The organism is Aeromicrobium sp. (genome assembly GCF_023146395.1).
In the GTDB taxonomy this organism is placed as follows: Bacteria; Actinomycetota; Actinomycetes; order Propionibacteriales; family Nocardioidaceae; genus Aeromicrobium.
Window position 1 is genome coordinate 74,423 of the sequence record NZ_JAGLCD010000002.1, and the last position, 25,008, is coordinate 99,430.

Below are 25,008 nucleotides of genomic sequence, written 5' to 3' on the forward strand. Positions count from 1 at the left end.
AGTCAGGAGTCGGGGCGATGGAGTCAGATCGCCCCGACCCCGATGTCGGGTCGGGGGGTCGAGCGTCCCCAGCCACTGGCTCGCGTCTCCGCGTCGAGCAGTGGCTGCACGCGGTATGGCAGGGGCGTGCTGAGGCACAAGGTCGTGTTGGAGTGCGCCACTCCCGGGATCGCGACGATCTGCTGAATCAGGATCTGGAGGGACGCATTGTCCTGTGCTGCCACGCGGATCAGGAGGTCCTCGCGCCCTGTCGTCGCATGTACCTCAAGGACGTGGGGGATCGTGCTCAGCGCACTGACCACCTGATCAAGCCTTCCTTGATGGAGCGCTAGGGCGGCGAAAGCTTCGACTCCGATACCCGCCTGGTGCAGGGCGATGCGGGGGGTGAATCCGTCGATGATCCCCGATTCCTCGAGGCGTCGTATCCGTGCTTGCACCGTGTTGCGGGTGACTCCCAAGGCCGCGGAGAGGTCGACCGGACCTCGCCGTGCATTCGCACTCAGCAAAGCGATGATCTGGGTGTCCAGGTGATCGATAGGCACGGGACCCTCCCCGGTTGATGTTTTCGCACGCGTCGTCCTTGGCGTTCCACCAACCCGGGGTCGCGCAGGCCCGCTCATCAGGGCGAGGGGTTGAACGCCACGCCGATCTTCGGAAGTCGCTTGACACGAGTCGTTTGAACATGGACATTGTATCAATACTTTGAGTGGCGCTGATCACGTTCTCGTGGCGTCCGCGTCGAGGAGAGGGCAGGTGATGGCGATGTCAGAGCGTTGGGTGACGTTCGACTGCTACGGAACGATGATCGACTGGCGGGTCGGCATGGAGGCGGCACTGGATGCGGTGGCGCCCGGACGGGCCGACGACCTCATCGCCGCGTACCACGAGTTCGAGCCGCAGGTCGAGGCGGAGACGCCGTATCGCGTGTACCGAGAGATCCAGCGAGAGGCCTTGACCCGCGCGGCGCATCGACTCGACATCACTCTTGATGCGGATGCCGGCGGTGTGCTGGGCGAATCGCTTCCGACGTGGCCAGCCTTTCCTGACAGCATCGCTGCGTTGGACGGGCTGCGTTCGGCCGGCTTCCGACTGGGCATTCTGACCAATGCCGACGTCGACATGATTCAAGGGACGCTGGCCGGGCCCCTCCCCGTCGAGTTCGACACCGTGATCACGGCCGAGGAGGTGCGCAGCTACAAGCCCGGCCCCGGGCAGTTCGATGCCTTCATCAGTCGACATGCGCCTGGTCGTGCGGACTGGATCCACGTCGGAAACAGTGTGTGGCACGACTGTGAGCCGGCTCATGAGCGCGGATTCCGGTCCGTGTACGTCCACCGGAGGAACGAGTCGCGTGACGGAGGCTGCGCCACCGCAGTCGTCCCAGACTTGGCGTCCTTGCAAGCCGCGTTGGAGTCGCTCACGTGAGCGTCGTCGCCTCCCGACAAGGCGGTGTCGAGGTTCTTGATCTCGATCGGCCCCACCGCCTCAATGCGCTCGACGTCGACACTGTGGAGAACCTGCACGCGCGCCTCGAGGATGCGGAACGAAGCGGAGCACGTGCGGTCCTCCTTCGTGGTCGAGGTCGGGCCTTCTGCTCAGGCTTCGACCTGAAGCAGGAACTCTCCCGAAGTGCCGAGGAGGGCCAGCTGGCTCGCTTGCAAGCACTCACGGCTCGGCTGCGGCAGATGGATGTTCCCAGCGTGTGTGCGGTCCAGGGCGTCGCCGTGGGTGCAGGAGCGGAGCTGGCGCTCGCATGCGACATCGTCGTCGTTGCGACTGACGCTCGGCTGTCCTTCCCAGACGTTCGCGCCGGCTTCGCGGCCGGTGGCGGTGTCACCTCGGTACTTCCTCGGCTCATCGGCGTTGCACGCGCACGAATGCTCCTCCTGACAGGAGGCGAAGTGAGTGGGGCGCAGGCACATGCGATCGGCATGGTCGCTGCGTCCTGTGCGGAGATGGACCTCGAGGACGAAGCCACGACGATCAGCAGGCGCCTGGCCGATCTCGCGCCGGAAGCGGTCGCGCGAGTGCGGGCATCGATCGATGCAGGCAGCTTCGGCCAGCTCGATGACGCACTGGCTCGCGAGCTCGACGACATGCTCGCGACGAAGTACGCACCGGCCGGAGCGGCAACCGTCCGCAACTTTCGCGCGCACGGTACCTACACCGAACCGGACGCGGGGGATAGTCGCGCGCTAACCGACCCGGCTCGGCCCCTGCGGCCACCGTCCGCCGCGTCGGGCGTGTCATCCGCGCCCGCCCATCCCATCGTCAACGACGTCACCTGAATGCGAGTGTCATGACCACTTCACCAGCCCTCCCGCACGACGCCATCGTGCTGCAGAACGTCGAGAAGCAGTTTGGGGACCACGTTGTCCTCAACAACGTCTCGATGTCAGTCAGCTCCGGAGAGGTTGTCGCGCTCATCGGGCCGAGCGGTGCCGGCAAGAGCACCCTCTTGCGGTGCATCAATCTGCTTGAGCGCCCGACGTCGGGGTCAATTACCGTCGAAGGAGTCACGATCCAGGTCGACCATTCGATCAAGGCCAAGGAGCTGGCTGCACTCAGGTCACGCGTGGGTATGGTCTTTCAGTCGTTCAACCTGTTCCCGCATCTGACCGTCCTGCGCAACATCTCGCTTCCGCAGCAGCGGGTGCTCGGGCGGAGCCAGGCAGAAGCTGAGGAGCGGGCGATGACCCTCCTCGAGCGGGTCGGGCTGGCCGATAAGGCGAAGCAGTATCCGGGAAGGTGTTCAGGCGGGCAGCAGCAGCGGATTGCGATCGCGCGAGCTCTGGCGCTGGATCCCAAGGTCATGCTCTTCGACGAGCCGACGTCAGCGCTCGACCCTGAGCTGGGACTCGAGGTTCTGGCCGTCATGCGAGAGCTGGCCGACGAGGGAATGACGATGGTGGTCGTCACGCACGAGATGCAGTTCGCGCGCGACGTGAGTGACCATGTCGTGGTCATGAGCGATGGCGCGATCCTGGAGGAGGGCAAGCCCCACGAGATCTTCGCTTCGCCGAGTCAGCCGCGCACTCGCGCGTTCCTGCGAGCCGTCCTGGACCGACAGTGACCGTCGACACGTGGCAGATCGTCGCTCAGGGCATACTCGGGACACTCCAATTGACGGCCGTCGGATTCGCCTTGGGCGCGCTACTCGGGCTGCCGCTCCTGGTACTGCGCATCTCGGCAGCCTGGCCATTGCGTGCCCTGGCCCGGACCTACATCGAGGTCACTCGAGGTGTCCCGCTGATCATCTGGTTATTCCTGATCTACAACGGGCCCACGCAGATCGACCCGGCACTCGGCTCGGTCTTCACCTCGTGGCGTTCGGCGGTCCTCGCGATCGCGCTGGTCTCGGCGGCCTACATGGCTGAGATCTATCGCGGTGCCCTGCGCGCCGTGAAGCAGGGACAGTTCGAGGCCAGCCGAGCGCTCGGCATGTCGCGGCTGGACACGGCAACTCGAGTGATCGGGCCCCAGATGGTCCGGGTCGCCATTCCATCGTCCGCCTCGTACGCCATCGGCCTGCTGAAGGACTCATCGCTGGCGTCGACGATCGGCGTCTTCGAGATCACGTACTACGCGAGCGTCGCCTCAAGCAACACCGCCTCGGTGACGCCCTTCTTCGTGGCGGGCATCTACTACGTCGCCCTGACCTTTCCCTCCGCTTGGGCGGCGCGCAGCCTCGAGGGCTACCTGATGAAGAGGACTGCGTGATGACGGAGATCTGGAACGACTGGCTCACCCATCACGATCAGCTGCTCGGTGGACTCTGGGTCAGCCTGCGCCTTGCTTTCATGGCCCTCCTCTTGGGTCTGCCGGCGGGTCTTGTTCTCGCGGTCGGGGCGTCGTCGAGGCGCCGCGTGCTCCGTGGATTCATCGTGGTCGTGATCGAGATCGGGCGCGGCACGCCCGCTCTGGTCATGCTCCAGGTCGTCTACAACGGAATTCCGGTGACTCTCACGGGATTCGTATGTGCCTACATCGCCCTTGCTCTGACGACGGCTGCCTACACCAGCGAGATCATCCGGGGTGGTCTCCAGTCGGTCCCGGGTGGGGAGATCGAAGCCGGCCGAGCCCTGGGCATGAGCTCATTCGACGTCCTCCGCGACATCGTGATCCCTCAGGGCCTCCGCATCGCGATCCCTCCGCTCATGGGCTTCTGCATCCTCATGTTCCAGGCGACGTCGCTGGCCTTCATCATCGCTGTCCCCGAGCTGACCTCGCAGGCTCGCTCCATCGCGAACAACACCTTCCACTACCTCAACCTCTTCGTGATCGCTGGCGTGCTCTACGCCATCGTCACCGTCTCCGCAAGCCTCGTGACCGAGCAGGTCGAGAAGAAGCTTCAACGGCACGTCTAAGAGTTCAACCCCGAAGAAAGAGGCACTATGCGCAAGATCGTCACCACGACAGCGGGATGCGTCCTCGCTTTGTCTGCCCTCACGGCATGCGGATCCGGCTCGGATGGCCCGGACTCGGACTGCGAGCCTGCTCACCCAGATCTGAAGACCGTGACGAACGGAGCCCTGACGGTCTCGACCTACAACTTCCCGCCTTTCGTGATGCTCGATGGCACCGAGATGTCGGGTGTCGAGGGCGACATCCTCAACGAGATCGCGGAGATGGAGTGCCTGAACCTCACGGTGCAGCCACTCGACACGGGATCGGTCATTCCGGCCGCGCAGAACCGGCGAACCGATCTGGCCGCTGGGGATTGGTACTGCACCAAGGATCGTTCCGAGGTCCTGACCTTGGCGGGCCCTGTCTACGGTGACCAGATCGCCATCATCTCCGACGACGGCGCGTCGACGTTCGAGGCGCTGCAGGGCAGGACGGTGGGCACCGTTGAGGGCTACCTCTGGAACGACGAGCTTCAGGTGATCTACGGCTCCAACCTGAAGGTGTATCCGACTCCTGCGGCCGAGTACGCCGACCTGCAGTCGGGTCGTCTGGATGCCGCCATTGACTCCTTCGGGTCGGCTTCCTACGCGAACGAACAGAACGGAGGGTCGTGGAAGATCGAGCTGGCCGAAGCGGACCCTCGGGTGGGTTCGAGCAACGACCCGGGTCAAGTCTGTTTCCCCATGGCGAACGGGAATGAGTCGTTGCTGACAGCCATCAACGAGAACATCATCTCGCTCCGCGAGAGCGGGCGGCTGGCGGAGATCATGGAGGAGAACGGTCTCGACCCCTCGGCCGCGGATCCGGGCCCGCTCAACCTGATCGGCTAGTTCGTGCGGCGCCGGGGCGGAGGATGATGCCCGCCCCGGCGTCTCGCTATGGCATCCAGCGGCGACCTGCGGACCTCACATCGTTGATCCCAGACTTCAAACGAAGGAATCCCACCATGAATCCCGAGAACTCCGTCAGTCGGACGGTTGAGCCCCGTGACACGGCAGCGGCGTGGGGGCCTGAGTTCCCACCGGCAGCATCGACACCTTTCATTCTGAGCCTGGCCGAACTGGCATGCCACGGCGTGCTCGCGCCTGACTTGGCCGACGATGAACTTACCGTCGGGGCCGGCGTCGAGCTCAGTCACGATCGCCCGAGCCCGGTAGGTGCACATCTGACGGCCACGGCCGTACTTGTCGAGCGAAACGGCACGAAGGCGCGGTTCGAGGTCGAGGTGACCGATGGCAGCGTCGTCGTCGCCCGCGTCCAGCATCGACGAGCTGTGCTGAAACGAGCCGTGATCGAGGGCGCGCTTCAAGCATGAGGTGAGAGCGACCGGGACCGGCCTGCCCACGCATGTCGGCGAGATCGCTGCTCAGTGGGCCTGGCAGTCGGTCTGGTTCAGGCCAGAGGTGCCGGATGGTGCCCTCGGCCTCTGCCGAGGGCACCATTGTCAGGTGGCGGGGTCGAAGAGGTCGAACAGCTCCTGGGATGCCACTTCGAGGTGATAGCGGAGGGCAGCCTCGGCGGCTTGAGAATCTCCGCTCTTGAGAGCCTCGAGAATCTCCCGGTGTTCGCGCCCGATCCGCTGCGGATCAATGTAGAGCTCTTGGCTTCGCGCGAGCGCGAACTGCAGCTCGGACGACATTGCTGTGAAGGCCCGGAGGAGTCGCATGCTTCCTGCCGCCCGAACCACCTCCCGGTGGAATCCAAGGTCCGCAGTCGTTGCCTCCGCCCACGGAACGTCGAGTTCCATCGACTCCAGGCGTCCCACCATCGCCTCGGCTGCGGCGAGCGAGGCGTTGCTCTGCACGGCGAGGCGGGCGGCCTCCACCTCGAGGGCCGCACGAAAACGGAAGAGGTCCTCGACATCTTCTCGGGCCAGTGAAGGCACGAATACGCCGCGGTTCTGCTCATATCGCAGGAGTCCCTCGTCGGTCAGGATGCGGAGGGCGCCGCGAAGAGAGTAGCGGCCGACGCCATAACTCTCGGACAGCGGAACTTCCTGCAGTTTGGAGCCGGCCGGAAAGGCGCCGGACAGGATCCTCTGCCGCAGTGACGTGACCAGTGCATCGACTGTCGTCACTCGGCCCAGCTCTTCAGTCACAAAGCGAATCCTTCGAATTCTCCCCGGACCAGCTCGCCCGGGGTGCCTTGGGATTGTATCAATCTTCGCGCGAAGCGAGTGGCATTGGAGTGAATGTTGACACAATGCCTTGCCCATGCAACATTGATATTGTGTCAACATTATCGTTCTCCGATCTCCCGCTGATCTCCGACTACGTCAAGTACTGGGCTCAGCACCAGCCTGATGAGGAGATGCTGACGCACGTCGAGACGAGGCTGACGGCGCGGCAGGTTGAAGAGCAGTCGGCGGCGCTCGCTCGGGCGTTGATGGCTGCAGGCGTCCGTCACGGTGACCGTGTTGCTGTGCTCGGGGATCCGCGTCCGGAGTTCTACGTCTCGTTCATCGCCGCCGTCAGGATTGGCGCGACCTGGCAAGGGCTGAATCCGAAGTACACCGACGGTGAGCTCGACCACGTGACCTCCGACTCGCGGCCGAGCGTCTTGCTGGGCCTGTCGGCAGAGGACCGACCGAAGCTTGCGGCACTTGCGTCCCGGGTCGGGCTGTCCGGGCCGATCGTGGTGGCCGGTGCAGAGTGGGACGAATTCGTCCGCACAGGGGAGAGCGTCACCGACGTCGAGCTCCAGCGAGCGGAGCGCTCGGTGCTCCCCAGCGACCCTGCCGTGCTCGTCTACACATCCGGAACCTCGGGACGTCCCAAGGGAGCGTTGCTTCCGCACCGAGGACTGGTCCGATGCTCGGCGATTCAGGCAGAGCGTTGGTACGAGGCGCGACCTCGCATGCTGTGCGACCTGCCGATCAACCATGTCGGAAGCCTCGGCGACATCAGCTCCTCAGTCGTGATCGCTGGCGGGACGGTTCATTACATGGAGCGATTCGACCGCGTGGGGGTTCTCGAGGTCATCGCGTCCGAGCGAATCGAGTACTGGCTCGCCATCCCGACGATGTTCCTCCTGGCGTCCCGCACCCCAGAGTGGGCCGGTGCGGACCTCTCGAGCATGAAGCGGGCGATCTGGGGTGGAGCGGCACCACCGCGAGATCTGGTGCTGGAGCTCCAGCGACGGATCCCGATCGTCTGCACCAGCTACGGCATGACCGAGACGGTCGGATCCGTGACGTACACCGACGATGATGACGACCTCGAGTCGCTTCTGGAGACCGTCGGTCGCCCCGATCCGCGGTACGAGCTCCGGATCGCTTCACCAGACGGAGCTGTCTGTGGCGTCGGGGAGGCGGGGGAGATCCAACTCAGGGGCGACTACATCATGCTCGGATACCTCAATCGTCCGGACGCCACTCGTGAAGCCATCGACGATGATGGGTGGCTCCACACGGGCGACGTGGGTTCATGGGATGACGAGGGCCGCGTGCGGCTCGGTGGACGTCTCACCGACATGTTCAAGTCGGGGGGCTACAACGTCTACCCCCGCGAGATCGAGTTGGCGCTTGAGGAACACCCCCAGGTTGCCGCTGCATCCGTCGTGAGCATCCCGGATGAGCTCTACTGGGAAGTGGGGGCAGGGTTCGTCGTGGCTCAGGGTGATCCCCCCACGGAGGAGCAGTTGCGCGCCTTTCTCCGCACCAAGCTGGCGAACTACAAGATTCCCAAGGGTCTCTTCATCAGAGCTGAGCTCCCGCGACTGCCCATCGGCAAGGTCGACAAGCGTGCGCTCCGGGCCATCGCCGAAGAAGCCGTTGCCACCAGTAGTCCAGCAACGGCCACGAATGCTGCGGAGCGAGCCGATGCCTGAGATCGCGAGAGCGGCGTCCGACGAGGAGCTCGTCATTACGGCGGACGACGACCACGGCATCGTCACGATGCGCCTCAACCGTCCGCAGCGGCTCAACGCTCTCAGCGAGTCGCTCGTCGGAGCGCTCGAGGAAGCCTTGGCCGGGGCGGTCGCTGAAAGGCGTCGGGCCGTGATCCTGACAGGGACGGGCCGAGCATTCTCTGCGGGCTTCGACCTTCGAGAGGAACGCGATGACGACGGCGTCCGACAGATCGACGCGCAACAACGCCTGGGCGAGACCCTCGCCACGATGCCGGTGCCGGTGATTGCCGCCGTAAATGGTTTGGCGATCGGTGGCGGCTGCGAGATCGCGTTGGCGTGCGACGTCGTCTTGTCGGCCTCGGACGCGGTCTTCGGACTTCCTGAGGTTCGCGTCGGCACGGCGATGGGGGGCGGGACGTCATTCCTTCTGGCGCGCGCGGTGGGTCGTCTGCGCGCTTCCTACTTCGTGCTGCTCGGCGAGCCGATCGGCGCGGTCGAGGCTCATTCCTTCGGCATGGTGAGTGAAGTGGTCGACGGCGCCGAGCTCCCTTCTGCTGCGTTTAGCCTGGCCACCAAGTTTGCTTCGCGTCCCCCCTATGCCATTGCCGCGGTCAAGGCCGCAATGCGTCGCGGTCTCGACCAACCCTTCGCCGAGGCTCTCCGCGCCGAGCGGGAGGAGATTCACGCGACGCAGTTTCACCCGGAGTCGGCAGCTCTCATCGACCGCTTTCGTGCCGACTCCACGTACGACTAGGCGCCTTCGGCGTCGGCTCGCATACGCCGGCACCGCCACGGTGCCGGCCGCGATCCCTCTGGAGAGACGAAATCCCACCATGTGCTGGTTACCCACGATGCGACACTGGAGATGGTGCGCCAGCCGAACACGAGATAGGTGTAATTGATGGCAGATCGTTGGGTCACGTTCGATTGCTACGGCACGATCATCGATTGGCGTACCGGTATGACCGAGGCGCTGGAATCGGTGGCCCCTGGCCGGGCAGTCGAACTCATGGAGACCTACTACCGGCACGAGCCGGCAGTGGAGGCAGAGTCGCCTTTCCGCAACTATCGAGACGTTCTCGAGGAGGGACTTCGTCGGGCGGCCGGTGAGCTCAAGATCCCTCTCGCGGGTCAGGAGTTGCGGGTCCTATCCACCACGCTGCCCTCGTGGCCCTCGTTCGGCGACAGCGTCGAGGCGTTGCAGGAGTTGCAGCGAGACGGCTATCGGCTGGGGATTCTGACGAACACCGATGCTGATCTCATGAGGGGCACGCTGGCCGGCCCTTTGCCGGTCGAATTCGATGAGGTGATCACGGCCGAAGAGGTTGAGAGCTACAAGCCGGGGGACGGCATGTTCGACGAGTTCGTCGCCCGGCACCGTCCGTCGCCCCAGGACTGGATTCACGTAGGAAACAGCGTCTGGCATGACTGCGAGCCGGCTCACCAGCGAGGCTTCAGAACCGTGTTCGTCCACCGCTCGGACAACCCTGAGAACAACGAGTGGATCCATATCGGAGGCACCGACGAGATCTGTGCCGACCTGGTGCTGCCGGACCTCGCCGGGCTCCCCCAGGGTCTCCGCGACCTGACCAAGGACGACTGACGCGACGCGGCGAATAGGAGACCCCCGATCTTCGCTGGATGTTCAGCGCGATCGGGGGTTTCTGTTGGCTGGAGGCGCTGCTCTCGCCATGCAAGCAAGGGCTCTCGTCATCCAGTGAAGGTCAGGTTGCCGACCTGCTCGTTGAGGACCCGATCGCTTCGGCGCGCCGGATTCAGCTAGAAGTTGAACACGACCAGTCTAGGGACCCTCAACCACCTCTGAGACCTTGTCTAGAGAGGCCTCCGGGGAGAAGCGCGTCCGTGCCGAGGAGGGCGGGTGTTAGGTCTGCCCCGGTCCGCTCGTGGCGCGTCAGCGTTCTAGGTCACGGTCACATCCTCAACGCTAGGGCTGCTGTTGAGTTCGTGTCTCGCCTGCGCATGATCCGGAGACCAAAGGCCAGTGGCCCAACTTGACCGTGGCGTCTCGAGGATTCCCTCGGACCCTTCAAACCCACCGTGGGTTCAAATCCCACCGCCACCGCAGTTGCGAAGCCCCCGTTTCCGCCGGAATTCCAGCGCGGAGCGGGGGCTTCGTCGTTCCAGTGGGCGCGGGGTGGGCACGGTCGTGTGCCTGCGGAGCCTGCCCTTGATCGATCCGAGCAAATTGCAACCGGCCTTCTTGTGCCTGCTCTCACCAGCGGATGGTCGAACTTCGGGCCGCAGTCGTTGCGACGCCTAGCCGGATTCGGGAGAGCGCGATGCATTCCGCGGAGTAGGACAAGATGACTTTTAGCCAGACTTCGTGACGGTGCAGAGGACTTTGGTGCGAATGTTCGTGGGGTCTGCGGACGATGGTTGGCCGCGGATCCACCTGGCGTCCGCCCGTGGGCCTGCGCTCCACTCCAGTCCCATGCGCTGAAGTCGTCGCACGAGACCTCCGAGAATCTTGCCTAGCGCCGTCGGATAGAGGTGTCGCTAACTGCCACCCGGGCGGAGATTACGGAGAGACGGTTCCCCGGCTCTTGGCTCCAAATCTCGAAGCTCATGGGCCCGACCTCGCGTCGAACGATGTTGGTGGGTCCCATGGTGGTTCGAACGACCCGCCAGCCGAGCGGAGGCTTCCCACGCATCTGTCGCAACTCGACGGAAACTGGAACGATCGGCAGATGAAGATCTGGGAACACACCGCACAGGAACTTCTCGAACTGCCTCTGCCAGATCTATCCCTTTTGGTGCTCGCTGACTTCAAAGAAGGTGGCGGTTGGAACCAGTGGAACTGGTTGAACAGTGCGGACCAGATGCACCGTGACCAAACCGCGACCTCCGGGGTCATGGAGCGCCTGGCCGAAGCATGGTCCTGGCTGGACAGCCGTACGTTCGTGTCTCGGCTTCCCGGTCAGAACTCTCCAGACTCGCGGCGCGTCAGCTCTGAAGGCGAACGGGCTCTAGCGATGGGATTAGGTCGCCTGCACGCGGCCGAGCGACTCGAGGGCGAACTTCTTCCAGATCTCGGGAAAGCGAAACGGCAGTTCTTGCAGGGCGACTATGAGGAGGCGGTCTTCGCGGCGTTCAGGAAGGTCGAGGAAGTGGTTCGAGAACGATCTGGGATGGCTGCAGGAGACCTTGGCGTGAGCCTGATGCGGAAAGCGTTCAAGCCTGATGGGGGTCCGCTGGCAGATCAGAATGCCGAAGCCGGAGAGAAGGAAGCGCTAAGCGGGCTCTTCGCCGGAGCACTGGGCACGTTCAAGAATCCGTCGAGTCATCGAACCGTCACTTATGACGACCCGATGGTGGCCGCTGAGGCAGTTCTGTTAGCAGACCTCCTCCTGCGCCTGCTCAATAGGCGATCTGTCAGTCCTTAGATGCGCCTCCCCAGGCCAGCTCTGTGGTGGAGTGCGCGTTGCGGTGTCGGAGGTCGATGGTGCGCGGAGCTGCCGTTGGTCGGAAGTGAGCGTCGATCCGTCTCTGCGGCCAGATCTCAGCAACCCATTCTGGGTCCGGACCCCGTCGCGCCTCCGCCAGGGTTCAGGGAGCAGCTCGTCGTCAAACTGAGTTCCCGATACGTTGTCGGGATCAATGTCGACAAGTTGCGTGGGTAGGTCAAGCAAGCGCAGACCTCGATCCGCTACCCCGAGTTCCTCGCCGAAGCCGGTGTCAGCCCCTCGATGGGGTCGGTCGACGAACTCCTACGACAACGCTATGGCCGAATCGGTCATCGGCCTGTTCAAGACGTCGAGATCGCGACCCTGGAGTGGGTCGACTGGTTCAACAACAGGCGCCTCTTCGAGGCCATCGGCAACGTCCCACCAGCCGAGTTCGAAGCCACCCACAACCACCGCCATCAGCAGGTCAGAACACGCCCGCCACTGAACCCGGGGCGATTCACAACCCGCGTGGGGCCTACTCGGTCGTGCGTTCGAACAGGACCGCGGAGACCCACTGGTTCATGCGTTGCTCGTACCCCTCGGCCGGGAATGATCCGTCGACGCTGAGGTGCTCGATCGTTAAGTGAGATGGGCGTGTTCGGGCGGGCGCTGGCGTTGCGTCATCCGCGTCGAACAGGTTGAGCCTGTTCCGGGCAACACGGTGTCTCTCGATCTGATTCGCCGATTCCAGCCCGCCAGCTCGGTACGCCTCGACAAGAGACCACTGCCCGCTGGCGGTGTTGGGTGGCGCCGTCGATGGATGCTGGAGGTAGTAGCAGGCGACATTCAGGCCATGATGAGGTCCCCAGGGAGCGAGCCGCTGATGGTCCAATGCCAGCAGCATGTGAAAGAGGTCTTCGCAGCTCCCAAACCGACCGCTCGCACCGCAGTCCTCACACACTGGCATGCGCCCAAGTTTACGAACTCGGGTCATCGCGGGGCTGGTCGCTCGGAAACGCACTCAACGCTGGTTCTGCCTTGACGGTGACGTGCAGATGGTCGAAGTGTCCGCCAATACAAGCGGGTCGCTGCCCGAACTCACTGAACAGCACCGTACCCAGTGTCGGAAGAAGGGACCACGTGCCCGCCGCCGAGGATGGGAATGGTTGCCCTGGCATTGGCGGCGTGCTGATGGTGGCGGCATCATGTTCGCCCGGTGCCAGGACCCGGTGCGGAAAGAGTCCGTGGAGGGTTCCGTCGGGTCGCGATTCTCAGACCGCTGCGAACCTGCGGGCGTTGGTCAGGTCTGCAGGTGCAAGGCGCGGAGCTCGTCCTGGTAGGCGGCGATCTTGGCGGTGTCGCCGTACCAGCCGTCGAACCGGGGCTCGGTGCTGAAGGTGGTGGGGTCGAGCTGGTGGCCGATGGCCGCCAGCTCGAAGAGCAGCGGCACCAGGCTGATGCCGGCCTCGGTCAGCACGTAGCGTCCCGACTTGCCCCGCGGTGCGGGCTCATGGGTCAGGAATCCCATCTCGACCAGGGCCCGCAAGTGGCGCGAGAGAGTCGGGGCGCTGATGTTCTCGCGGGAGTGGGTGAGCAGGTCACGGAACCCGGTGCGACCCGAGAACAGGATGTCCCGCATGACCACCAGGCTCCACCGGTCGCCGAGCAGCTCGACGCCCCGGTTGATGGGGCAGTCCGATCGTCCTGTCGGCATGGGCGCCTCCCGGAAAAAGTAGTTGCGGATCCGTACCGCTCACGATAGCGTCCTGAGTAGTACGCAAATGTTACCACTGAGGAGCTTCGATGAGCGAGCTGAGGCACGAACCGACCGACACCCCCACGCTCTCTCTGCGCCGCCGAGTGCCGATCGGCGAGCTGATGGCCTTCCAGGGCGAGGCGCTCGCCGCGGTCTGGGCCGAGCTCGAGAAGGTCGCCGGCGAGCAGAGCGGCCATCCGTACGTGCGGTACTGGGACATGGGTGCGGACGAGGTCGACGTCGAGGTCGGGATCCCGCTCGCCGCACCGACGGCCCACCCGTCCGACCTGGCGGGGTCGCTGCCTGGCGGGACGCACGTCGTGGTCCGCCACGACGGCGCGCACGACGCCCTCGGCGCGGCCTACGCGCGGCTCGCCGAGGCGACCGGCGCGCACGAGCCGGCTGGGCCGCCGTGGGAGGTGTACGAGTGGATCCCGCTCCACGTCGAGCCGAACCCCGCGACGTGGGCCCCTCCCGCACAGTGGAGCACCCTCCTGGTGCAGCCCGTCACTGCGGCCGCCGTCGATCGATGACCTCCGTCGACGCCATCGAGGCGCGTCTGCGCGCGATGGCCAGCCCGGACCAGGTCGACGCGATCGCCAAGCGCGTCCCCCGCGAGCAGGTCATCGGCGTGCGCATGAAGCACACCTTCGACCTCGCCCGTGAGCACCAGCACCTCGACCTGGCCGTCGTGCGGTCGCTGCTCGACGCGCCCTGGTACGAGCTCCGCATGGTCGCCGTCAGCATCCTCGACGCCCGGGCCCGCCGCCACGACCCCACGACGCCGGAGCGCACCGCTCTATACGAGACCTACCTCGACGGCCACGCCGGGATCGACACCTGGGACCTCGTCGACCGCGCCGCACCCCGGGTCGTCGGCGCGTACCTGCTCGACCGGCCCCGCGAACCGCTCCACCGGCTCGCCCGGTCGGCCAACCTCTGGGAGCGACGCACCGCCGCGGTCGCCAGCTACTGGACCATCCGCCACGGCGAACCCGGCGACCCGGTCGCCATCCTGTCCACCCTCGTCGACGACCCCGAACAGTTCGTCCAGACCGCTGTCGGCACTGCGGTCCGCGAGCTCCGCCGCGCCCACCCCGAGGCCGCGGAGGCCTTCGAGGCCACGCACGACCTCCGACCGCACGCGCGCCGCGCGGCCTCCGTCGGCACCAGCGCGAAGCGCCGATCGCACTGACACCTCCAGCCTGCGACGACGGGTCCGCGCTCGGTCGGTGGGGCGACGCAATGTGGGGTCAAACCCACCGTGGGTTCACATCTCACCGTAGAACCGTTGGCGCAGAGCAGCCGCCTGGTTGATCCGTCGGGCCGCGTGTCACGGCGCTGCGTGGACGCCAACCTGAGTTCTGCGGTAAGCGGGCGTCTCGATCTCGTCGAGCACGGCGACGGCCAGGTCGGCGTAGGAGAGCTGCAGGTGAGCGAGGTCGGACGCGAGGGTCCCGTCCGTCAGGACGTAGCGGCCCGTGCGGGGTGCGTCGGGCGACAGGCCCGGCGGAGGGGTGGCGACGAGCCAGTCGACGTCGCGGTGGTGGTCCCAGCGATCTAACCCACGCACCCGTGCCTGCCCGAACGGTCGGAAGAAGGGTGGGAACGCCTCGGGATCGTCGACGACCCGCCCCGTGTCGGTGCGGAGGGTCGCGAACAGTCCGATCTCCACGACACGGGCGCCCGTCGGCCTGCTCAGGTCCGCGAGCGTGTCGACCAGCGACACGAAGTGGTCGTCGTCGAAGTCCTCGAACGACTCAGGCGGAGCGGTGAACGGGGTGACGGCGTTGACCAGCACGGCGGCGCGACCTTCGGACTCCGACAGCGCCGCTGCGGTGGCTGTCCGGTCGGTGAGGTCGGCGGCGATGACGCGAAACGCGCCGTCGGAGTTGGCGCTCAGGTCGGGGTGCCGGTGCGGGTCGCGCACCACGCCGATGACGCGGTGTCCTCGAGCGCGGGCCTCGTGCACCAGCGCCCGGCCCGCCCGTCCGCCGGCGCCGAACACCACGATCTCGCCTGTTGATCCCGTCGTCATGGCCGCGACGGTATCGACGAGGATCGGCTTACTTCAACGAAAGCGGAGACGAGCGATGACTCCTGCACTCCCGATCGGGCCGCCCGCGAGACGTGGGCCGATCGACGACGCCTGCCCCATGGCCGCCTTCCCGTTCCAGGTCGGCGGCAAGTGGACCGGCCTGGTCGTCGTCTCCCTGGTCGACGGGCCCCGACGGTTCTCGCAGCTGCAGGATGCCCTGGCGCCTGTCACGCCCAAGGTGCTGACCGAGACGCTCCGCGACCTGCTGCGAGACGGACTCGTCGGACGTCACGACCTCGGCGGGAATCCGCCGCGCGTCCAGTACGAGCTGACCGACCTCGGGCGCAGCCTGCTGCCCGTGATCGACACGATGCGCGCCTGGAGCGACGCCCACCTGGCTGAGCTTCTCGAGCACCGGGAGCGCCACCGGGTCTGACCGACACCCGAGCGGCGACCGGCATCCGGATAATGGCTGGACGACGTCGGGCCTGCCATAGAAATGTCTCATATCATGAGCGAAAATGTCTCGAATAGCGAACGGCCGCGGTACACGCACGGACATGAACGAGCGGCCCTCGCGTCTCACGGCGCCCGGACGGCGGCGAGCTCCGCGGCCTACCTCCTCCCGGAGCTGCGTCGCGGCATGGACGTGCTCGACCTCGGCTGCGGCCCGGGCACGATCACGCTCGACCTCGCCGAGATCGTGGCGCCAGGGGTCGCGGTTGGCGTCGAGAACGTCGAGGCCCCCTTGGTGGCGGCGCGTGAGGAGGCGGCTCGTCGCGATGACACGCGCACGCGCTTCGAGATCGGCGACGCGACGGCGCTCCCGTTCGACGACGACACGTTCGACGTGGTCCACGCTCACCAGGTGTTGCAGCACCTGGTGGACCCGGTCGCCGCCCTGCGGGAGATGATCCGGGTGTGCCGTCCGGGCGAGTGGGTGGCGGCGCGGGACGCCGACTACGCGGCGATGACCTGGTATCCCGAGCTGCCGGGGCTCGACGAGTGGCGACGCGTCTACCGCGCGGCCGCCCGCGCGAACGGTGCGGAGCCGGACGCGGCGCGACGACTGAGGTCCTGGGCGCAGGCCGCCGGGCTGCAGGGCGTGCGGTACACGGCCAGCGTCTGGAACTACGCCGATGAGGAGACATGTCGCTGGTGGGGTGACGGACAGGCCGACCGATGCCTCGGCGCGAGCTTCACAAACCAGGCGGCGGCCCTCGGTGCTGGGTCGGACGCCGTCGCGACGATCGCCGACGCCTGGCGTGCCTGGGGCGCCGCGTCGGACGCATGGTTCGCGATCCTGCATGGTGAGATACTCGCGCACGTCTGACGGCCCGCCGTGATCAGCGGTGAGCGAGGCGATCGCCGATCGCTGCAGCTGGATCAGCCGCGGGGACCTGAGCGCGAGCTGGTCAGGGACTAGGCAGGCGCGAGCGTCTGCTGGTAGAACACAAGCTCGACGTCGTCGACCCGTTGTCGGTAGACCGATGACATCAGGGCCTCAAACGGCTTCTCGCCCTGGCGGGTCGCCACAGCGCGATAGGCCAGCGCGGCAACGTCCACGCTGGCCGGCACGCGGCGCAGATCACTCAGGTCGAACGAGTCCCAGGCCGGGGCCTGGTCGAGCGAATCGACCACGGCATCCCGATCGAGCACAGCACCATGACCCCGGCCTCGGCCATGATGTCGCCGTAGAAGGCGGCACCATCGCCTCGGCATAGCGACTCCCACCCGCGGCGCTCCAGGGCGGACAGAGTGGCGAGATCAAGCGATGCCATGTCCCCGAATCCAGTCAGTACGTCGGCCGTGCGCTCGCCGCGAGCGACGGCGACCCACGGGGGCTGGGGGCACGGCAATCCAGGTACTCGCCATCGAGGTGGCTGGCGCCCAGCGACGCCGGGCGAAGGCGAGGGCTGACACCGTGTTGATCCGCCGTGGACCGTGGACAGCGGTCCTCGTCGACTGACGCCGAGCTCGCGCCGCTTCCGGAAGTTGTGCTTGGCGGTGGGCGCTCGTGGTCTTGGGGCAGGTGATTTGGGCCGTCACCGTGACGCACGGGGTCGTTGATGGGCGGCGTGGACTACGTGGCTTCGCTGAGAAAGCCGCGGAGCAGAGCCCGGGCGGTCTCGGGTGGGTCTCGCCTCGACCTGCAAGTCATGCTCCTGGATGTTGGGCCCAGCTCGTTCGAGGTGGTCTGCGGTCCTTCCGAGCGGGACTTCGACATCACCCAGATCGCCCCGGTGATCTCAAACATTCGTCGGGCTTGTGACCTGATGCCCGTCTCCTCGTCGGGGTGATCACCTAGGGAGGGCGGCGATGCCTTGTAGTACAACCGCTGGTCGGACATACGCGGCTAGCTGCGGCCCGGTGGAAGGACAATCAGATGCTGATCGGCAAGATTCCCGAGGACACGTGCAAGATCCCACTTCCCGCGGCGGAGCCGACTTCCGGCCCGAGTGTCGAGCCACCTTCGCGGGAGGTGGCGCACCGTGACTGACCCGCGCCCCGTGGACTACGTCACCCTGCTCCAAGCAGCGGAACTGATGTCCGTCTCGGTGAAGACTGTACGTCGACGAATCGCGGACGGGACACTTCCCGCTTATCGCTGCGGTCGTCGAGTCATCCGAGTTCGCATCGCTGATCTCGATAGTGCCTTTCGTCGGATTCCCTCCGCGAGATGGTGACGGAGGTCCCCGATGCTGAGGGTCTCCGAGACTGAGTGCGGCGTCGATAGGGAGGGCGCCGGGTCGACCAGTGGTCCGCGCCGGAGTCGCCGGGTGATTCGCCAGTAGCTCTGAACTACTTCTCGTTCTGGGACCTGCTCCACCGCTCGTAGGTCTCACCGATCGCTTCAGCGAGCTTCAAGTCACGGTCGGCTGTCGCGTGCTGGTAGATCGCCATAGCCGTCTGCGAAGCGTGACCAGCCCGGGCTTGCAGCTCAGCTGCAGTTGCACCGTGTTGGCCGGCAAGGGTCAGCGCTGTGTGGCGGAGGTCGTGGATCGTGAGGTCCGGCCGGCCAGCGGCCTCGCGTGCCGACCGGTACTGGTCGGTGAGGTATCGGACGCTCATATGATCGGTCCGCTCGCCCGGGAAGAGGAGTCCATCGATTCCTGGTGCGGCGTGTTCGAGAAGGTGGCGCTGCAGCATTGGCAGGAATGGCGGCGGGACGTGGACCGTCCGGATGCCCTTGGCCGTTTTCGGTGTGGAGATCGAACGACCGCAATTCGGGCACGCGCCCGGTGCCCCGGCGATGACGTCCTTGTCGATCTTCCGCCGAATGTCAACGCGGCCGATCAGGCCGTCGATGTCGGATCGGCGGAGCTCGAGCAGTTCCCCTTCGCGGAGGCCGACGAACGCCGCGAGGATGACAAACAGTCGCAGTCGGACCGGCATACCTTCGACGATGACCGCGAGCTCATCGAAGGTGGCGGGTGTGGTGACCTTCTTGACCCGAGCCGTTCCGGCCCCGCGGATCTTCGGGGGTGCGCGGTCGATCAGCTCCTCCTCCTCGGCCGAGGTCAGGATCGAGCGGAGTAGACGGTAGGCGGCGGCATTCGTTGACTCCGTCTCCGGACCGAGTGCCGCACGCCAGGTTTTGATGTCGCCGAGCGTCACCGCGCTAAGCGGCATCACTGCGAAGTACGGAAGGATCCGCGTGTCGAGTAGGTGGCGGTAGTGCCGTCCGGTGTTCGGCCTGAGCCCGCGCTCGGTCAGGTACCGCTCAGCGAAGCCGCCGAAGGTGTTCGACGATGCCTCGGCCTTCCGCTTCTCCTCAGCCGCAATGCGCGCGCGAGGTGGGGTCCATTCATCCCGGTCGACGAGAGTGCGTTCGGCGACCAGCCACGCTTCTGCGTCCATCGCCGTGCTGAGGGTGCGCGAGTACCTGGTCCCGTCCGGCATCGCGTACCGCGCACGGTAGGTGACCTCGCCCCGCGCACTCTTGCGTCGTTCGACCTCTCCGAATCCTCGACGTCGAGCCATCTTCCAACTCCTAACCCCTTACTGCTTTAGCAGTGGGAGTGGTCCCTGGGGGACCAGTGGGGGAAGGAGTGTCCACTTTTGGTCACTCCTGACTCGCTAGGTCCTTGCCGTTCCAGGGCCGAGCGTTCTGCCCTGTGTGATCAGGCTCGGTTTGCAAGCAGGGGGTTAGGGGTTCGAGTCCCCTAGGCTCCACCACCAGTTCCATCCCGCATGACTGCGGCTCGAGAACCCGGGTCCTGTCAGTGGATGGCGAAGACGCGGGCCGGGAAGCCCGAGCCGCCCCGGGGCTTGCCCCATGACGCGACGAGGAGCGCGCCGGCCTCCGGCACCTGGTCCAGGTTCGCCATCAGCTCGATCTGCCACTTGTCGTGCTGCAGGAGCAGCAGCTCGAGCCCGTAGTCTCCGGCCGAGGTCGACGATCCGGCGTCCGTGTCGGTGGTCTCGTGACCGATGGCGGTGACGCCGACCCGCTCCACGAGATCGACGACCACTTCGCGTGACCAGCCCGGAACATGGCTGACGCCGGCGTCGTCGTGGTTGGCCATCGCGCCGGTGTCGGGCCACCGCTGGTGCCAGTCGGTGCGCAGCGCGACGAAGCAGCCCGCGGGCATTGGGCCGTTGCGGCGTTCCCATGCGGCCACGTCGTCCAGCGTCGGGACGGCATCGGGGTCGGCACGGACGCGGTCGGAGATGTCGAGGACGACCAGCGGCAGGATCATCTGCTGCACCGGGATGTCGTCGATCGTGCGGGCCCCGTCGACAAAGTGTGACGGCGGGTCGCAGTGGGTGCCCCACTGGCCCACCAGCTCGTAGCGGTGCACCGCGAAGCCGTCCGGGTCGACCTGGAAGGTCTGGGTGCGGACCTCGTCGGGGAAGGCCGGGAAGTGCGGCATCCCCGGGAAGAAGGCGTGGGTCAGATCGGTGAACGTGCGGGACTGCAGCTGCTGGTGGAGCTGCCACAGCGGTCGGTCGCTCGGTGCGGTCACGTCGTACCCCCTCGGGTCGCGACCAGAATTGCACAGTGTCTGCTCGAGAGCACGACCACGCCGGGCTGCGGTGCTTCGGCGCGTGCGGGAGTTCGGGCCCCCGTCCGAGACCGCCTCCCACCACAAGTTCTCCCCAGCTGTGCACACACCTGTGGAGAACTACATCGATGTAACTCGGGTCGTCCCGCACGCGATCAGAAGCACCACGGGATCGCGAAGCACCGCCTCCACCGTGGCCCGTCAGCGCCCCCGGAGGCGGGTCTGTGCGGGGTCGAGAGAGCGCAGGTGCCACGCGTGGTCGTGTCCCCGTCGAGGGAGGATCAGGACAGGTATTGCCGCAGTGCGGCGTCGGCGTCGCGGGGCACGAAGCCCGTGGCGCGGATCTTGGCCAGGTCCAGGCCGCTGTGGGTGGGTCGAGGTGAGATCGGGCCCTCGGCCGCGGCGTAGTAGGTCGCGGTCGAGACCGGCGTGACCCGGGCGGGGTCGTGGCCGGTCAGCTCATAGACGCGCTTGGCGATGTCGGCCCAGGAGACGATGGCGCCGTCGTTGGAGAGGTTGTACGTGCCGTAGGCGGGCCGCTCCCGCAGCAGATGGGTGATGCCGGCGGCGAGGTCCTCGGTGAAGGTGAGTCGCCCGTGCTGGTCATCGACGACGGTGGGGTCGATACCGCGCTCGGCGAGCGAGGCCATGGTGCGCACGAAGTTGTTGCCGTCGCCGATGACCCAGCTCGTGCGCAGCACGTAGTGCCGGGGAACGGTGGCCGCGACGACGTCGCCGGCGGCCTTGGTCTGGCCGTAGACGCCGAGTGGGGTCAGGGGTTCGTCCTCGGTGTGCAGCTCCTGGGTGCCGTCGAAGACGTAGTCGGTCGAGACGTGCACGAGCGTGAGGTCGTTCTCGGTCGCGACCCGGGCGAGATTGGCGACGGCCTGGACGTTGACCTTCCAGGCCGCTGCGCGGCCCTGGGGTGACTCGGCCAGGTCGACTGCGGTGTAGGCGGCGGCGTTGATGATCGTGTCGTACTCGCGCCAGTGCCGAGCGGTGCTGAGGTCGAGGGTGAGGTCGAGGGTGTCCACGTCGGTGAAATCGACGTGGTCCTGTCCGGCGAACGCGGTGCGCAGGGCCTGACCCAGCTGCCCATCGGCGCCGGAGACCAGCGTGCGTCGCGGGCCGAACGGCACGACGTCGGCCAACCGCGGATGAGTGCGGTCCTTGTCGGACAGCTCGCATCGGTCGAGCGGGATGGGCCAGTCGATCGCGACGGTCTCGTCCGCCAGGTTCAGGAACGTGTACGTCGCCTCCGGCGACCAGTGGTCGTTGACGAGGTAGGTGTACGACGTGTCGGGCTCGAGCGACTGGTACGAGTTGCCGATGCCGCGGGGCACGTAGATCGCGACGTCCCCGGTGATCTCGGTCGTGAAGACCATGCCGAACGAGTCACCCTCGCGCAGGTCGACCCAGGCGCCGAACACGCGGCCGGTCGCGACGGAGATGAACTTGTCCCACGGTTCGGCGTGGATGCCGCGAGTCGTGCCCACGGCGTCGTTGAACGAGATGTTGTTCTGCACCGGACCGAGGTCCGGCACGCCCAGGGCGGTGAGCTTCTCGCGCTGCCAGTTCTCCTTGAACCACCCGCGGTCGTCGCCGTGCACCGGAAGGTCGATCACGAGCAGACCAGGGATCGGCGTCTCGTGCACCGCGAGCTCGCGGCCGTACGTCGTCACTACTGGCCCTTCGAGGCGTAGAAGGCCTCGGTGGCGTCCTTGGCCGGCGCCCACCAGGCCTCGTTCTCGCGGTACCAGTCGATCGTGGCCGAGAGGCCGGCCTCGAAGTCCTGGAACTGCGGCGTCCAGCCGAGCTCGGTGCGCAACCGCGTCGAGTCGATCGCGTAGCGCAGGTCGTGGCCCGCTCGGTCGGTGACGTGGTCGTAGGCGTCGGCGGGCTGACCCATCACGGTCAGGATCTGCTCGACGACCTCCTTGTTGTTCTTCTCGCCGTCGGCGCCGATCAGATAGGTCTCACCGATCTCACCGCGGTCGAGGATCGTGAGCACCGCGGACGAGTGGTCGTCGGCATGGATCCAGTCGCGCACGTTCTCGCCGGCGCCGTAGAGCTTGGGACGGATGCCACGGATGACGTTGGTGATCTGACGCGGGATGAACTTCTCCACGTGCTGGTACGGCCCGTAGTTGTTCGAGCAGTTGCTGATCGTGGCCCGCACGCCGAACGAGCGCACCCAGGCGCGCACCAGCAGGTCGCTGCCGGCCTTGGTCGACGAGTACGGCGACGACGGGTTGTACGGCGTCGACTCGCTGAACCGCTCTGGGTCGTCAAGCTCGAGGTCGCCGTAGACCTCGTCGGTCGAGATGTGGTGGAACCGGGTGCCGTGCTTCCGCGCCGCCTCGAGCAGCGTGTACGTGCCGATGATGTTGGTGTCGAGGAACGGCCGCGGGTTGTCGAGGGAGTTGTCGTTGTGCGACTCGGCGGCGTAGTGCACGACCGCGTCGACCTGACCCGTGAGCTGGTCGACGAGCTCGGCATCGGTGATGTCGCCGTGCACGAACGTGAAGCGGTCCTCGGGCAGCCCGTCGAGCGACGACCGGTTGCCGGCATAGGTCAGCGCATCGAGCACCGTCACGCGGTGATCGGTCTGGTCGAGGACGTGGTGCACGAAGTTGGAGCCGATGAAACCGGCGCCCCCCGTGACGAGCAGATGGGCCATGGGTCACTTTCCCCGTTCGAGGATCGTCAGGAGGTACGCGCCGTACCCGGACTTCACGAGCTTCTCGGCCCTGACCCGCAGCTCGGCGTCGGACAGGAACCCGCGCCGCCAGGCGACCTCCTCCGGAACTCCGATGCGCAGACCGGTGCGGCGCTCGATCGTGCGCACGTAGTCGGCCGCATCGGTCATCTGGTCGAACGTGCCGGTGTCGAGCCACGCCGTGCCCCGCGGAAGCACCTCGACCGAGAGCCGACCCCGCTCGAGGTAGGCGCGGTTGATGTCCGTGATCTCGTACTCGCCACGGGCCGAGGGCTGCAGGTTGCGCGCGATCTCGACGACGTCGTTGTCGTAGAAGTACAGGCCGGGCACGGCGTAGTTGCTCTTCGGGTCGGCCGGCTTCTCCTCCAGGGAGACGGCCTTGCCCGCGTCGTCGAACTCGACGACGCCGTACGCGCTGGGCTCGCTGACCCAGTACGCGAACACCGCGCCGCCGTCGAGGTCGGCGTACCGCTGCAGCTGGCTGCCGAGGCCCGGGCCGTAGAGCAGGTTGTCGCCGAGCGCGAGGGCGACCTTGTCGTCGCCGATGAAGTCGGCACCGATCGTGAAGGCCTGGGCGAGCCCGTCGGGCGACGGCTGCTCGGCGTACGTCAGCGAGATGCCGAACTGCGAACCGTCGCCCAGGAGCCGGTGGAACCCGGGAGCGTCGTGTGGGGTCGTGATGACCAGGATCTCGTCGATCCCGGCCAGCATCAGGGTCGACAGCGGGTAGTAGACCATCGGCTTGTCGTAGACCGGCACGAGCTGCTTGGACACACCCAGGGTGATCGGGTGCAGTCGCGTCCCTGAGCCGCCAGCGAGAATGATGCCTTTCACGGAACCTCATCCTGCCACGGCGCGGCCGGGCGCCTGAACACTCGTCGTCGGTGAGAACAGCAGAGGCCCCCGCCGAGGCGGGGGCCCGTGGGAGTCGGCGTGGGAGGAGCGCCGGACGCCCCGTCCCGGCCGGGCGTGGGAGGACGCGCGGGGCGGGACGTGTGCTGCGTCGACACCGTGGGGTGTCGTCCCTCCATCGTGCCACCGGCCACCCAGCTGGCACCGCGGCCGGAAGTCGTGGAGTTTCTGTGACCAAGGTCCTGGGCCGTCCTTCATCAGATTGACCTGCGATTGACCCCGGGACCCGTCACCATGTGGCCTATGGACACACCATCGGTGCGGGTCTTCCTGCTCGACGACCACGAGGTCGTGCGTCACGGGCTGCGCGGACTGCTCGAGGGTGCCGGGCTCGACGTCGTCGGCGACGTCGGCACCACGACCGAGGCCGTGCCCGAGATTCTGCGCCTGAAGCCGGACGTGGCGGTGCTCGACGCCCGGCTCCCCGACGGCTCCGGCATCGACGTCTGCCGCGAGGTCCGGTCGGCCGACCCGTCGGTGAAGGTCCTGATCCTGACGTCGTACGACGACGACGACGCGCTGTTCGCCGCGATCATGGCTGGTGCGGCGGGCTACGTCCTGAAGCAGGTGCGCGGCAACGAGCTGGTGGAGGCCGTCCGCCGGGTCTCGGACGGGCAGTCGCTGCTCGACCCGGCCATCACGATGCAGGTGCTCGAGCGCATCCGCAACGGCCACGGTGACGACCCGATCTCCCGCCTGACCTCGCAGGAGCGTCGCATCCTCGACCTCATCGGCGAGGGCATGACCAACCGCCAGATCGCCGAGGCCATGAGCCTCGCGGAGAAGACCGTCAAGAACTACGTGTCCCAGCTCCTGGCCAAGCTCGGTCTGGAGCGGCGCACGCAGGCCGCGGTCCTCGCGGCCACGCACAAGCGCCCCTGAGCCCACGCCCCTGAGCCCACCGTCCTGCT

General features: G+C 66.4%; 28 protein-coding genes and 1 pseudogene. 18 read left to right on the forward strand and 11 right to left on the reverse strand.

Going from position 1 to position 25,008, the window contains the following annotated elements; translation table 11 throughout:
• Window positions 1–23: 23 nt before the first annotated feature.
• Window positions 24–542 (reverse strand): Lrp/AsnC family transcriptional regulator, encoded by a 519-nt coding sequence (locus KAG51_RS01350; protein ID WP_290579834.1) that lies wholly within the window; start codon window positions 540–542, stop codon window positions 24–26.
• Window positions 543–756: 214 nt separating this feature from the next.
• On the opposite strand from KAG51_RS01350, the gene KAG51_RS01355 reads away from it, so the two are divergent.
• The 7 genes from KAG51_RS01355 to KAG51_RS01385 all read left to right on the forward strand — a co-directional run bounded on the left by KAG51_RS01355 (window position 757) and on the right by KAG51_RS01385 (window position 5,722).
• Window positions 757–1,425, forward strand: coding sequence for a haloacid dehalogenase type II (locus KAG51_RS01355; RefSeq protein WP_290579836.1), 669 nt, complete (start codon window positions 757–759; stop codon window positions 1,423–1,425).
• Window positions 1,422–2,288, forward strand: coding sequence for an enoyl-CoA hydratase/isomerase family protein (locus KAG51_RS01360; protein WP_290579838.1), 867 nt, complete (start codon window positions 1,422–1,424; stop codon window positions 2,286–2,288). Before KAG51_RS01355 ends, KAG51_RS01360 begins: the two co-directional genes overlap by 4 nt.
• An 11-nt stretch (window positions 2,289–2,299) precedes the next feature.
• On the forward strand, window positions 2,300–3,073 hold the full coding sequence (locus KAG51_RS01365) for an amino acid ABC transporter ATP-binding protein (RefSeq protein ID WP_290579840.1): 774 nt from the start codon (window positions 2,300–2,302) through the stop codon (window positions 3,071–3,073).
• Entirely contained in the window at window positions 3,070–3,720 is a 651-nt protein-coding gene (locus KAG51_RS01370) for an amino acid ABC transporter permease (RefSeq protein WP_290579842.1), read from the forward strand. The genes KAG51_RS01365 and KAG51_RS01370 overlap by 4 nt, the downstream gene beginning before the upstream one ends.
• Window positions 3,720–4,367: an amino acid ABC transporter permease gene (locus KAG51_RS01375; protein ID WP_290579844.1), complete on the forward strand. Its 648-nt coding sequence runs from the start codon at window positions 3,720–3,722 to the stop codon at window positions 4,365–4,367. Before KAG51_RS01370 ends, KAG51_RS01375 begins: the two co-directional genes overlap by 1 nt.
• A gap of 27 nt (window positions 4,368–4,394) precedes the next feature.
• Window positions 4,395–5,237, forward strand: a complete 843-nt coding sequence (locus tag KAG51_RS01380) for a transporter substrate-binding domain-containing protein (RefSeq protein ID WP_290579846.1) — start codon at window positions 4,395–4,397, stop codon at window positions 5,235–5,237.
• Between the two features lie 116 nt (window positions 5,238–5,353).
• Window positions 5,354–5,722 (forward strand): hotdog domain-containing protein, encoded by a 369-nt coding sequence (locus KAG51_RS01385; RefSeq protein WP_290579848.1) that lies wholly within the window; start codon window positions 5,354–5,356, stop codon window positions 5,720–5,722.
• 129 nt (window positions 5,723–5,851) lie between these two features.
• On the opposite strand, the gene KAG51_RS01390 is transcribed toward KAG51_RS01385, so the two are convergent.
• A complete protein-coding gene (locus tag KAG51_RS01390) occupies window positions 5,852–6,505 on the reverse strand; it encodes a GntR family transcriptional regulator (RefSeq protein ID WP_290579850.1) in 654 nt (217 codons plus the stop codon).
• A gap of 131 nt (window positions 6,506–6,636) precedes the next feature.
• On the opposite strand from KAG51_RS01390, the gene KAG51_RS01395 reads away from it, so the two are divergent.
• From KAG51_RS01395 to KAG51_RS01415, 5 genes and pseudogenes are all read left to right on the forward strand, one after another.
• Entirely contained in the window at window positions 6,637–8,235 is a 1,599-nt protein-coding gene (locus tag KAG51_RS01395) for an AMP-binding protein (RefSeq protein ID WP_290579852.1), read from the forward strand.
• On the forward strand, window positions 8,228–9,010 hold the full coding sequence (locus KAG51_RS01400) for an enoyl-CoA hydratase/isomerase family protein (RefSeq protein ID WP_290579854.1): 783 nt from the start codon (window positions 8,228–8,230) through the stop codon (window positions 9,008–9,010). The genes KAG51_RS01395 and KAG51_RS01400 overlap by 8 nt, the downstream gene beginning before the upstream one ends.
• 147 nt (window positions 9,011–9,157) lie before the next feature.
• On the forward strand, window positions 9,158–9,859 hold the full coding sequence (locus tag KAG51_RS01405) for an HAD family hydrolase (protein WP_290579856.1): 702 nt from the start codon (window positions 9,158–9,160) through the stop codon (window positions 9,857–9,859).
• 1,105 nt (window positions 9,860–10,964) lie between these two features.
• Window positions 10,965–11,660: a TIGR02391 family protein gene (locus KAG51_RS01410; protein ID WP_290579858.1), complete on the forward strand. Its 696-nt coding sequence runs from the start codon at window positions 10,965–10,967 to the stop codon at window positions 11,658–11,660.
• Window positions 11,661–11,915: 255 nt separating this feature from the next.
• Window positions 11,916–12,290: pseudogene (locus KAG51_RS01415) on the forward strand (hypothetical protein); the annotation flags it as partial.
• On the opposite strand, the gene KAG51_RS14005 reads toward KAG51_RS01415, so the two are convergent.
• Both KAG51_RS14005 and KAG51_RS01420 read right to left on the reverse strand, forming a co-directional pair.
• Window positions 12,199–12,657: a DUF5946 family protein gene (locus KAG51_RS14005; RefSeq protein ID WP_363316126.1), complete on the reverse strand. Its 459-nt coding sequence runs from the start codon at window positions 12,655–12,657 to the stop codon at window positions 12,199–12,201. The pseudogene KAG51_RS01415 and the gene KAG51_RS14005 overlap by 92 nt on opposite strands.
• 306 nt (window positions 12,658–12,963) lie before the next feature.
• The gene (locus tag KAG51_RS01420; protein WP_290579860.1) at window positions 12,964–13,377 is read right to left on the reverse strand and encodes a helix-turn-helix domain-containing protein; all 414 of its coding nucleotides are present in this window, start codon (window positions 13,375–13,377) and stop codon (window positions 12,964–12,966) included.
• Between the two features lie 89 nt (window positions 13,378–13,466).
• On the opposite strand from KAG51_RS01420, the gene KAG51_RS01425 reads away from it, so the two are divergent.
• A complete protein-coding gene (locus KAG51_RS01425; RefSeq protein WP_290579862.1) occupies window positions 13,467–13,952 on the forward strand; it encodes a GyrI-like domain-containing protein in 486 nt (161 codons plus the stop codon).
• On the forward strand, window positions 13,949–14,614 hold the full coding sequence (locus KAG51_RS01430; protein WP_290579864.1) for a DNA alkylation repair protein: 666 nt from the start codon (window positions 13,949–13,951) through the stop codon (window positions 14,612–14,614). Before KAG51_RS01425 ends, KAG51_RS01430 begins: the two co-directional genes overlap by 4 nt.
• A gap of 138 nt (window positions 14,615–14,752) precedes the next feature.
• On the opposite strand, the gene KAG51_RS01435 is transcribed toward KAG51_RS01430, so the two are convergent.
• Entirely contained in the window at window positions 14,753–15,457 is a 705-nt protein-coding gene (locus tag KAG51_RS01435) for an NAD(P)H-binding protein (RefSeq protein WP_290579866.1), read from the reverse strand.
• Between the two features lie 55 nt (window positions 15,458–15,512).
• Here KAG51_RS01435 and KAG51_RS01440 point away from each other — a divergent pair, with 55 nt between their 5' ends.
• Both KAG51_RS01440 and KAG51_RS01445 read left to right on the forward strand, forming a co-directional pair.
• Entirely contained in the window at window positions 15,513–15,893 is a 381-nt protein-coding gene (locus tag KAG51_RS01440; protein WP_290579868.1) for a helix-turn-helix domain-containing protein, read from the forward strand.
• A 75-nt stretch (window positions 15,894–15,968) separates the two neighbouring features.
• On the forward strand, window positions 15,969–16,790 hold the full coding sequence (locus KAG51_RS01445; RefSeq protein ID WP_290579870.1) for a methyltransferase domain-containing protein: 822 nt from the start codon (window positions 15,969–15,971) through the stop codon (window positions 16,788–16,790).
• 89 nt (window positions 16,791–16,879) lie between these two features.
• Here KAG51_RS01445 and KAG51_RS01450 read toward each other — a convergent pair whose 3' ends face one another.
• Window positions 16,880–17,098, reverse strand: a complete 219-nt coding sequence (locus KAG51_RS01450; protein WP_290579872.1) for a hypothetical protein — start codon at window positions 17,096–17,098, stop codon at window positions 16,880–16,882.
• A gap of 869 nt (window positions 17,099–17,967) precedes the next feature.
• Here KAG51_RS01450 and KAG51_RS01455 point away from each other — a divergent pair.
• A complete protein-coding gene (locus tag KAG51_RS01455; protein WP_290580023.1) occupies window positions 17,968–18,144 on the forward strand; it encodes an excisionase family DNA-binding protein in 177 nt (58 codons plus the stop codon).
• A 115-nt stretch (window positions 18,145–18,259) separates the two neighbouring features.
• Here the strand turns inward: KAG51_RS01455 and KAG51_RS01460 are convergent, their stop codons facing one another.
• The 5 genes from KAG51_RS01460 to rfbA form a co-directional block, all read right to left on the reverse strand.
• On the reverse strand, window positions 18,260–19,441 hold the full coding sequence (locus KAG51_RS01460; RefSeq protein WP_290579874.1) for a site-specific integrase: 1,182 nt from the start codon (window positions 19,439–19,441) through the stop codon (window positions 18,260–18,262).
• A 239-nt stretch (window positions 19,442–19,680) separates the two neighbouring features.
• The gene (locus tag KAG51_RS01465) at window positions 19,681–20,427 is read right to left on the reverse strand and encodes a cyclase family protein (protein WP_290579876.1); all 747 of its coding nucleotides are present in this window, start codon (window positions 20,425–20,427) and stop codon (window positions 19,681–19,683) included.
• Window positions 20,428–20,747: 320 nt separating this feature from the next.
• Window positions 20,748–22,148: a bifunctional dTDP-4-dehydrorhamnose 3,5-epimerase family protein/NAD(P)-dependent oxidoreductase gene (locus KAG51_RS01470; protein ID WP_290579878.1), complete on the reverse strand. Its 1,401-nt coding sequence runs from the start codon at window positions 22,146–22,148 to the stop codon at window positions 20,748–20,750.
• A complete protein-coding gene (gene rfbB, locus KAG51_RS01475; RefSeq protein ID WP_290579880.1) occupies window positions 22,148–23,146 on the reverse strand; it encodes a dTDP-glucose 4,6-dehydratase in 999 nt (332 codons plus the stop codon). The genes KAG51_RS01470 and rfbB overlap by 1 nt, the downstream gene beginning before the upstream one ends.
• Window positions 23,147–23,149: 3 nt before the next feature.
• Complete coding sequence (gene rfbA / locus KAG51_RS01480) at window positions 23,150–24,019, reverse strand: glucose-1-phosphate thymidylyltransferase RfbA (RefSeq protein WP_290579882.1); 870 nt, start codon at window positions 24,017–24,019, stop codon at window positions 23,150–23,152.
• Between the two features lie 321 nt (window positions 24,020–24,340).
• Between rfbA and KAG51_RS01485 the strand changes: the two genes are divergently transcribed.
• Window positions 24,341–24,979, forward strand: a complete 639-nt coding sequence (locus KAG51_RS01485; RefSeq protein ID WP_290579884.1) for a response regulator transcription factor — start codon at window positions 24,341–24,343, stop codon at window positions 24,977–24,979.
• Window positions 24,980–25,008: the final 29 nt, after the last annotated feature.

Coding starts and splice junctions, on each gene's coding strand:
- KAG51_RS01355 (WP_290579836.1), top strand. CDS start 757: ATGGCGATGTCAGAGCGTTGGGTGACGTTCGACTGCTACGGAACGATG.
- KAG51_RS01365 (WP_290579840.1), top strand. CDS start 2,300: ATGACCACTTCACCAGCCCTCCCGCACGACGCCATCGTGCTGCAGAAC.
- KAG51_RS01375 (WP_290579844.1), top strand. CDS start 3,720: ATGACGGAGATCTGGAACGACTGGCTCACCCATCACGATCAGCTGCTC.
- KAG51_RS01380 (WP_290579846.1), top strand. CDS start 4,395: ATGCGCAAGATCGTCACCACGACAGCGGGATGCGTCCTCGCTTTGTCT.
- KAG51_RS01385 (WP_290579848.1), top strand. CDS start 5,354: ATGAATCCCGAGAACTCCGTCAGTCGGACGGTTGAGCCCCGTGACACG.
- KAG51_RS01400 (WP_290579854.1), top strand. CDS start 8,228: ATGCCTGAGATCGCGAGAGCGGCGTCCGACGAGGAGCTCGTCATTACG.
- KAG51_RS01405 (WP_290579856.1), top strand. CDS start 9,158: ATGGCAGATCGTTGGGTCACGTTCGATTGCTACGGCACGATCATCGAT.
- KAG51_RS01410 (WP_290579858.1), top strand. CDS start 10,965: ATGAAGATCTGGGAACACACCGCACAGGAACTTCTCGAACTGCCTCTG.
- KAG51_RS14005 (WP_363316126.1), bottom strand. CDS start 12,657: ATGACCCGAGTTCGTAAACTTGGGCGCATGCCAGTGTGTGAGGACTGC.
- KAG51_RS01420 (WP_290579860.1), bottom strand. CDS start 13,377: ATGCCGACAGGACGATCGGACTGCCCCATCAACCGGGGCGTCGAGCTG.
- KAG51_RS01425 (WP_290579862.1), top strand. CDS start 13,467: ATGAGCGAGCTGAGGCACGAACCGACCGACACCCCCACGCTCTCTCTG.
- KAG51_RS01430 (WP_290579864.1), top strand. CDS start 13,949: ATGACCTCCGTCGACGCCATCGAGGCGCGTCTGCGCGCGATGGCCAGC.
- KAG51_RS01435 (WP_290579866.1), bottom strand. CDS start 15,457: ATGACGACGGGATCAACAGGCGAGATCGTGGTGTTCGGCGCCGGCGGA.
- KAG51_RS01440 (WP_290579868.1), top strand. CDS start 15,513: ATGACTCCTGCACTCCCGATCGGGCCGCCCGCGAGACGTGGGCCGATC.
- KAG51_RS01445 (WP_290579870.1), top strand. CDS start 15,969: ATGAGCGAAAATGTCTCGAATAGCGAACGGCCGCGGTACACGCACGGA.
- KAG51_RS01460 (WP_290579874.1), bottom strand. CDS start 19,441: ATGGCTCGACGTCGAGGATTCGGAGAGGTCGAACGACGCAAGAGTGCG.
- rfbB (WP_290579880.1), bottom strand. CDS start 23,146: ATGGCCCATCTGCTCGTCACGGGGGGCGCCGGTTTCATCGGCTCCAAC.
- KAG51_RS01485 (WP_290579884.1), top strand. CDS start 24,341: ATGGACACACCATCGGTGCGGGTCTTCCTGCTCGACGACCACGAGGTC.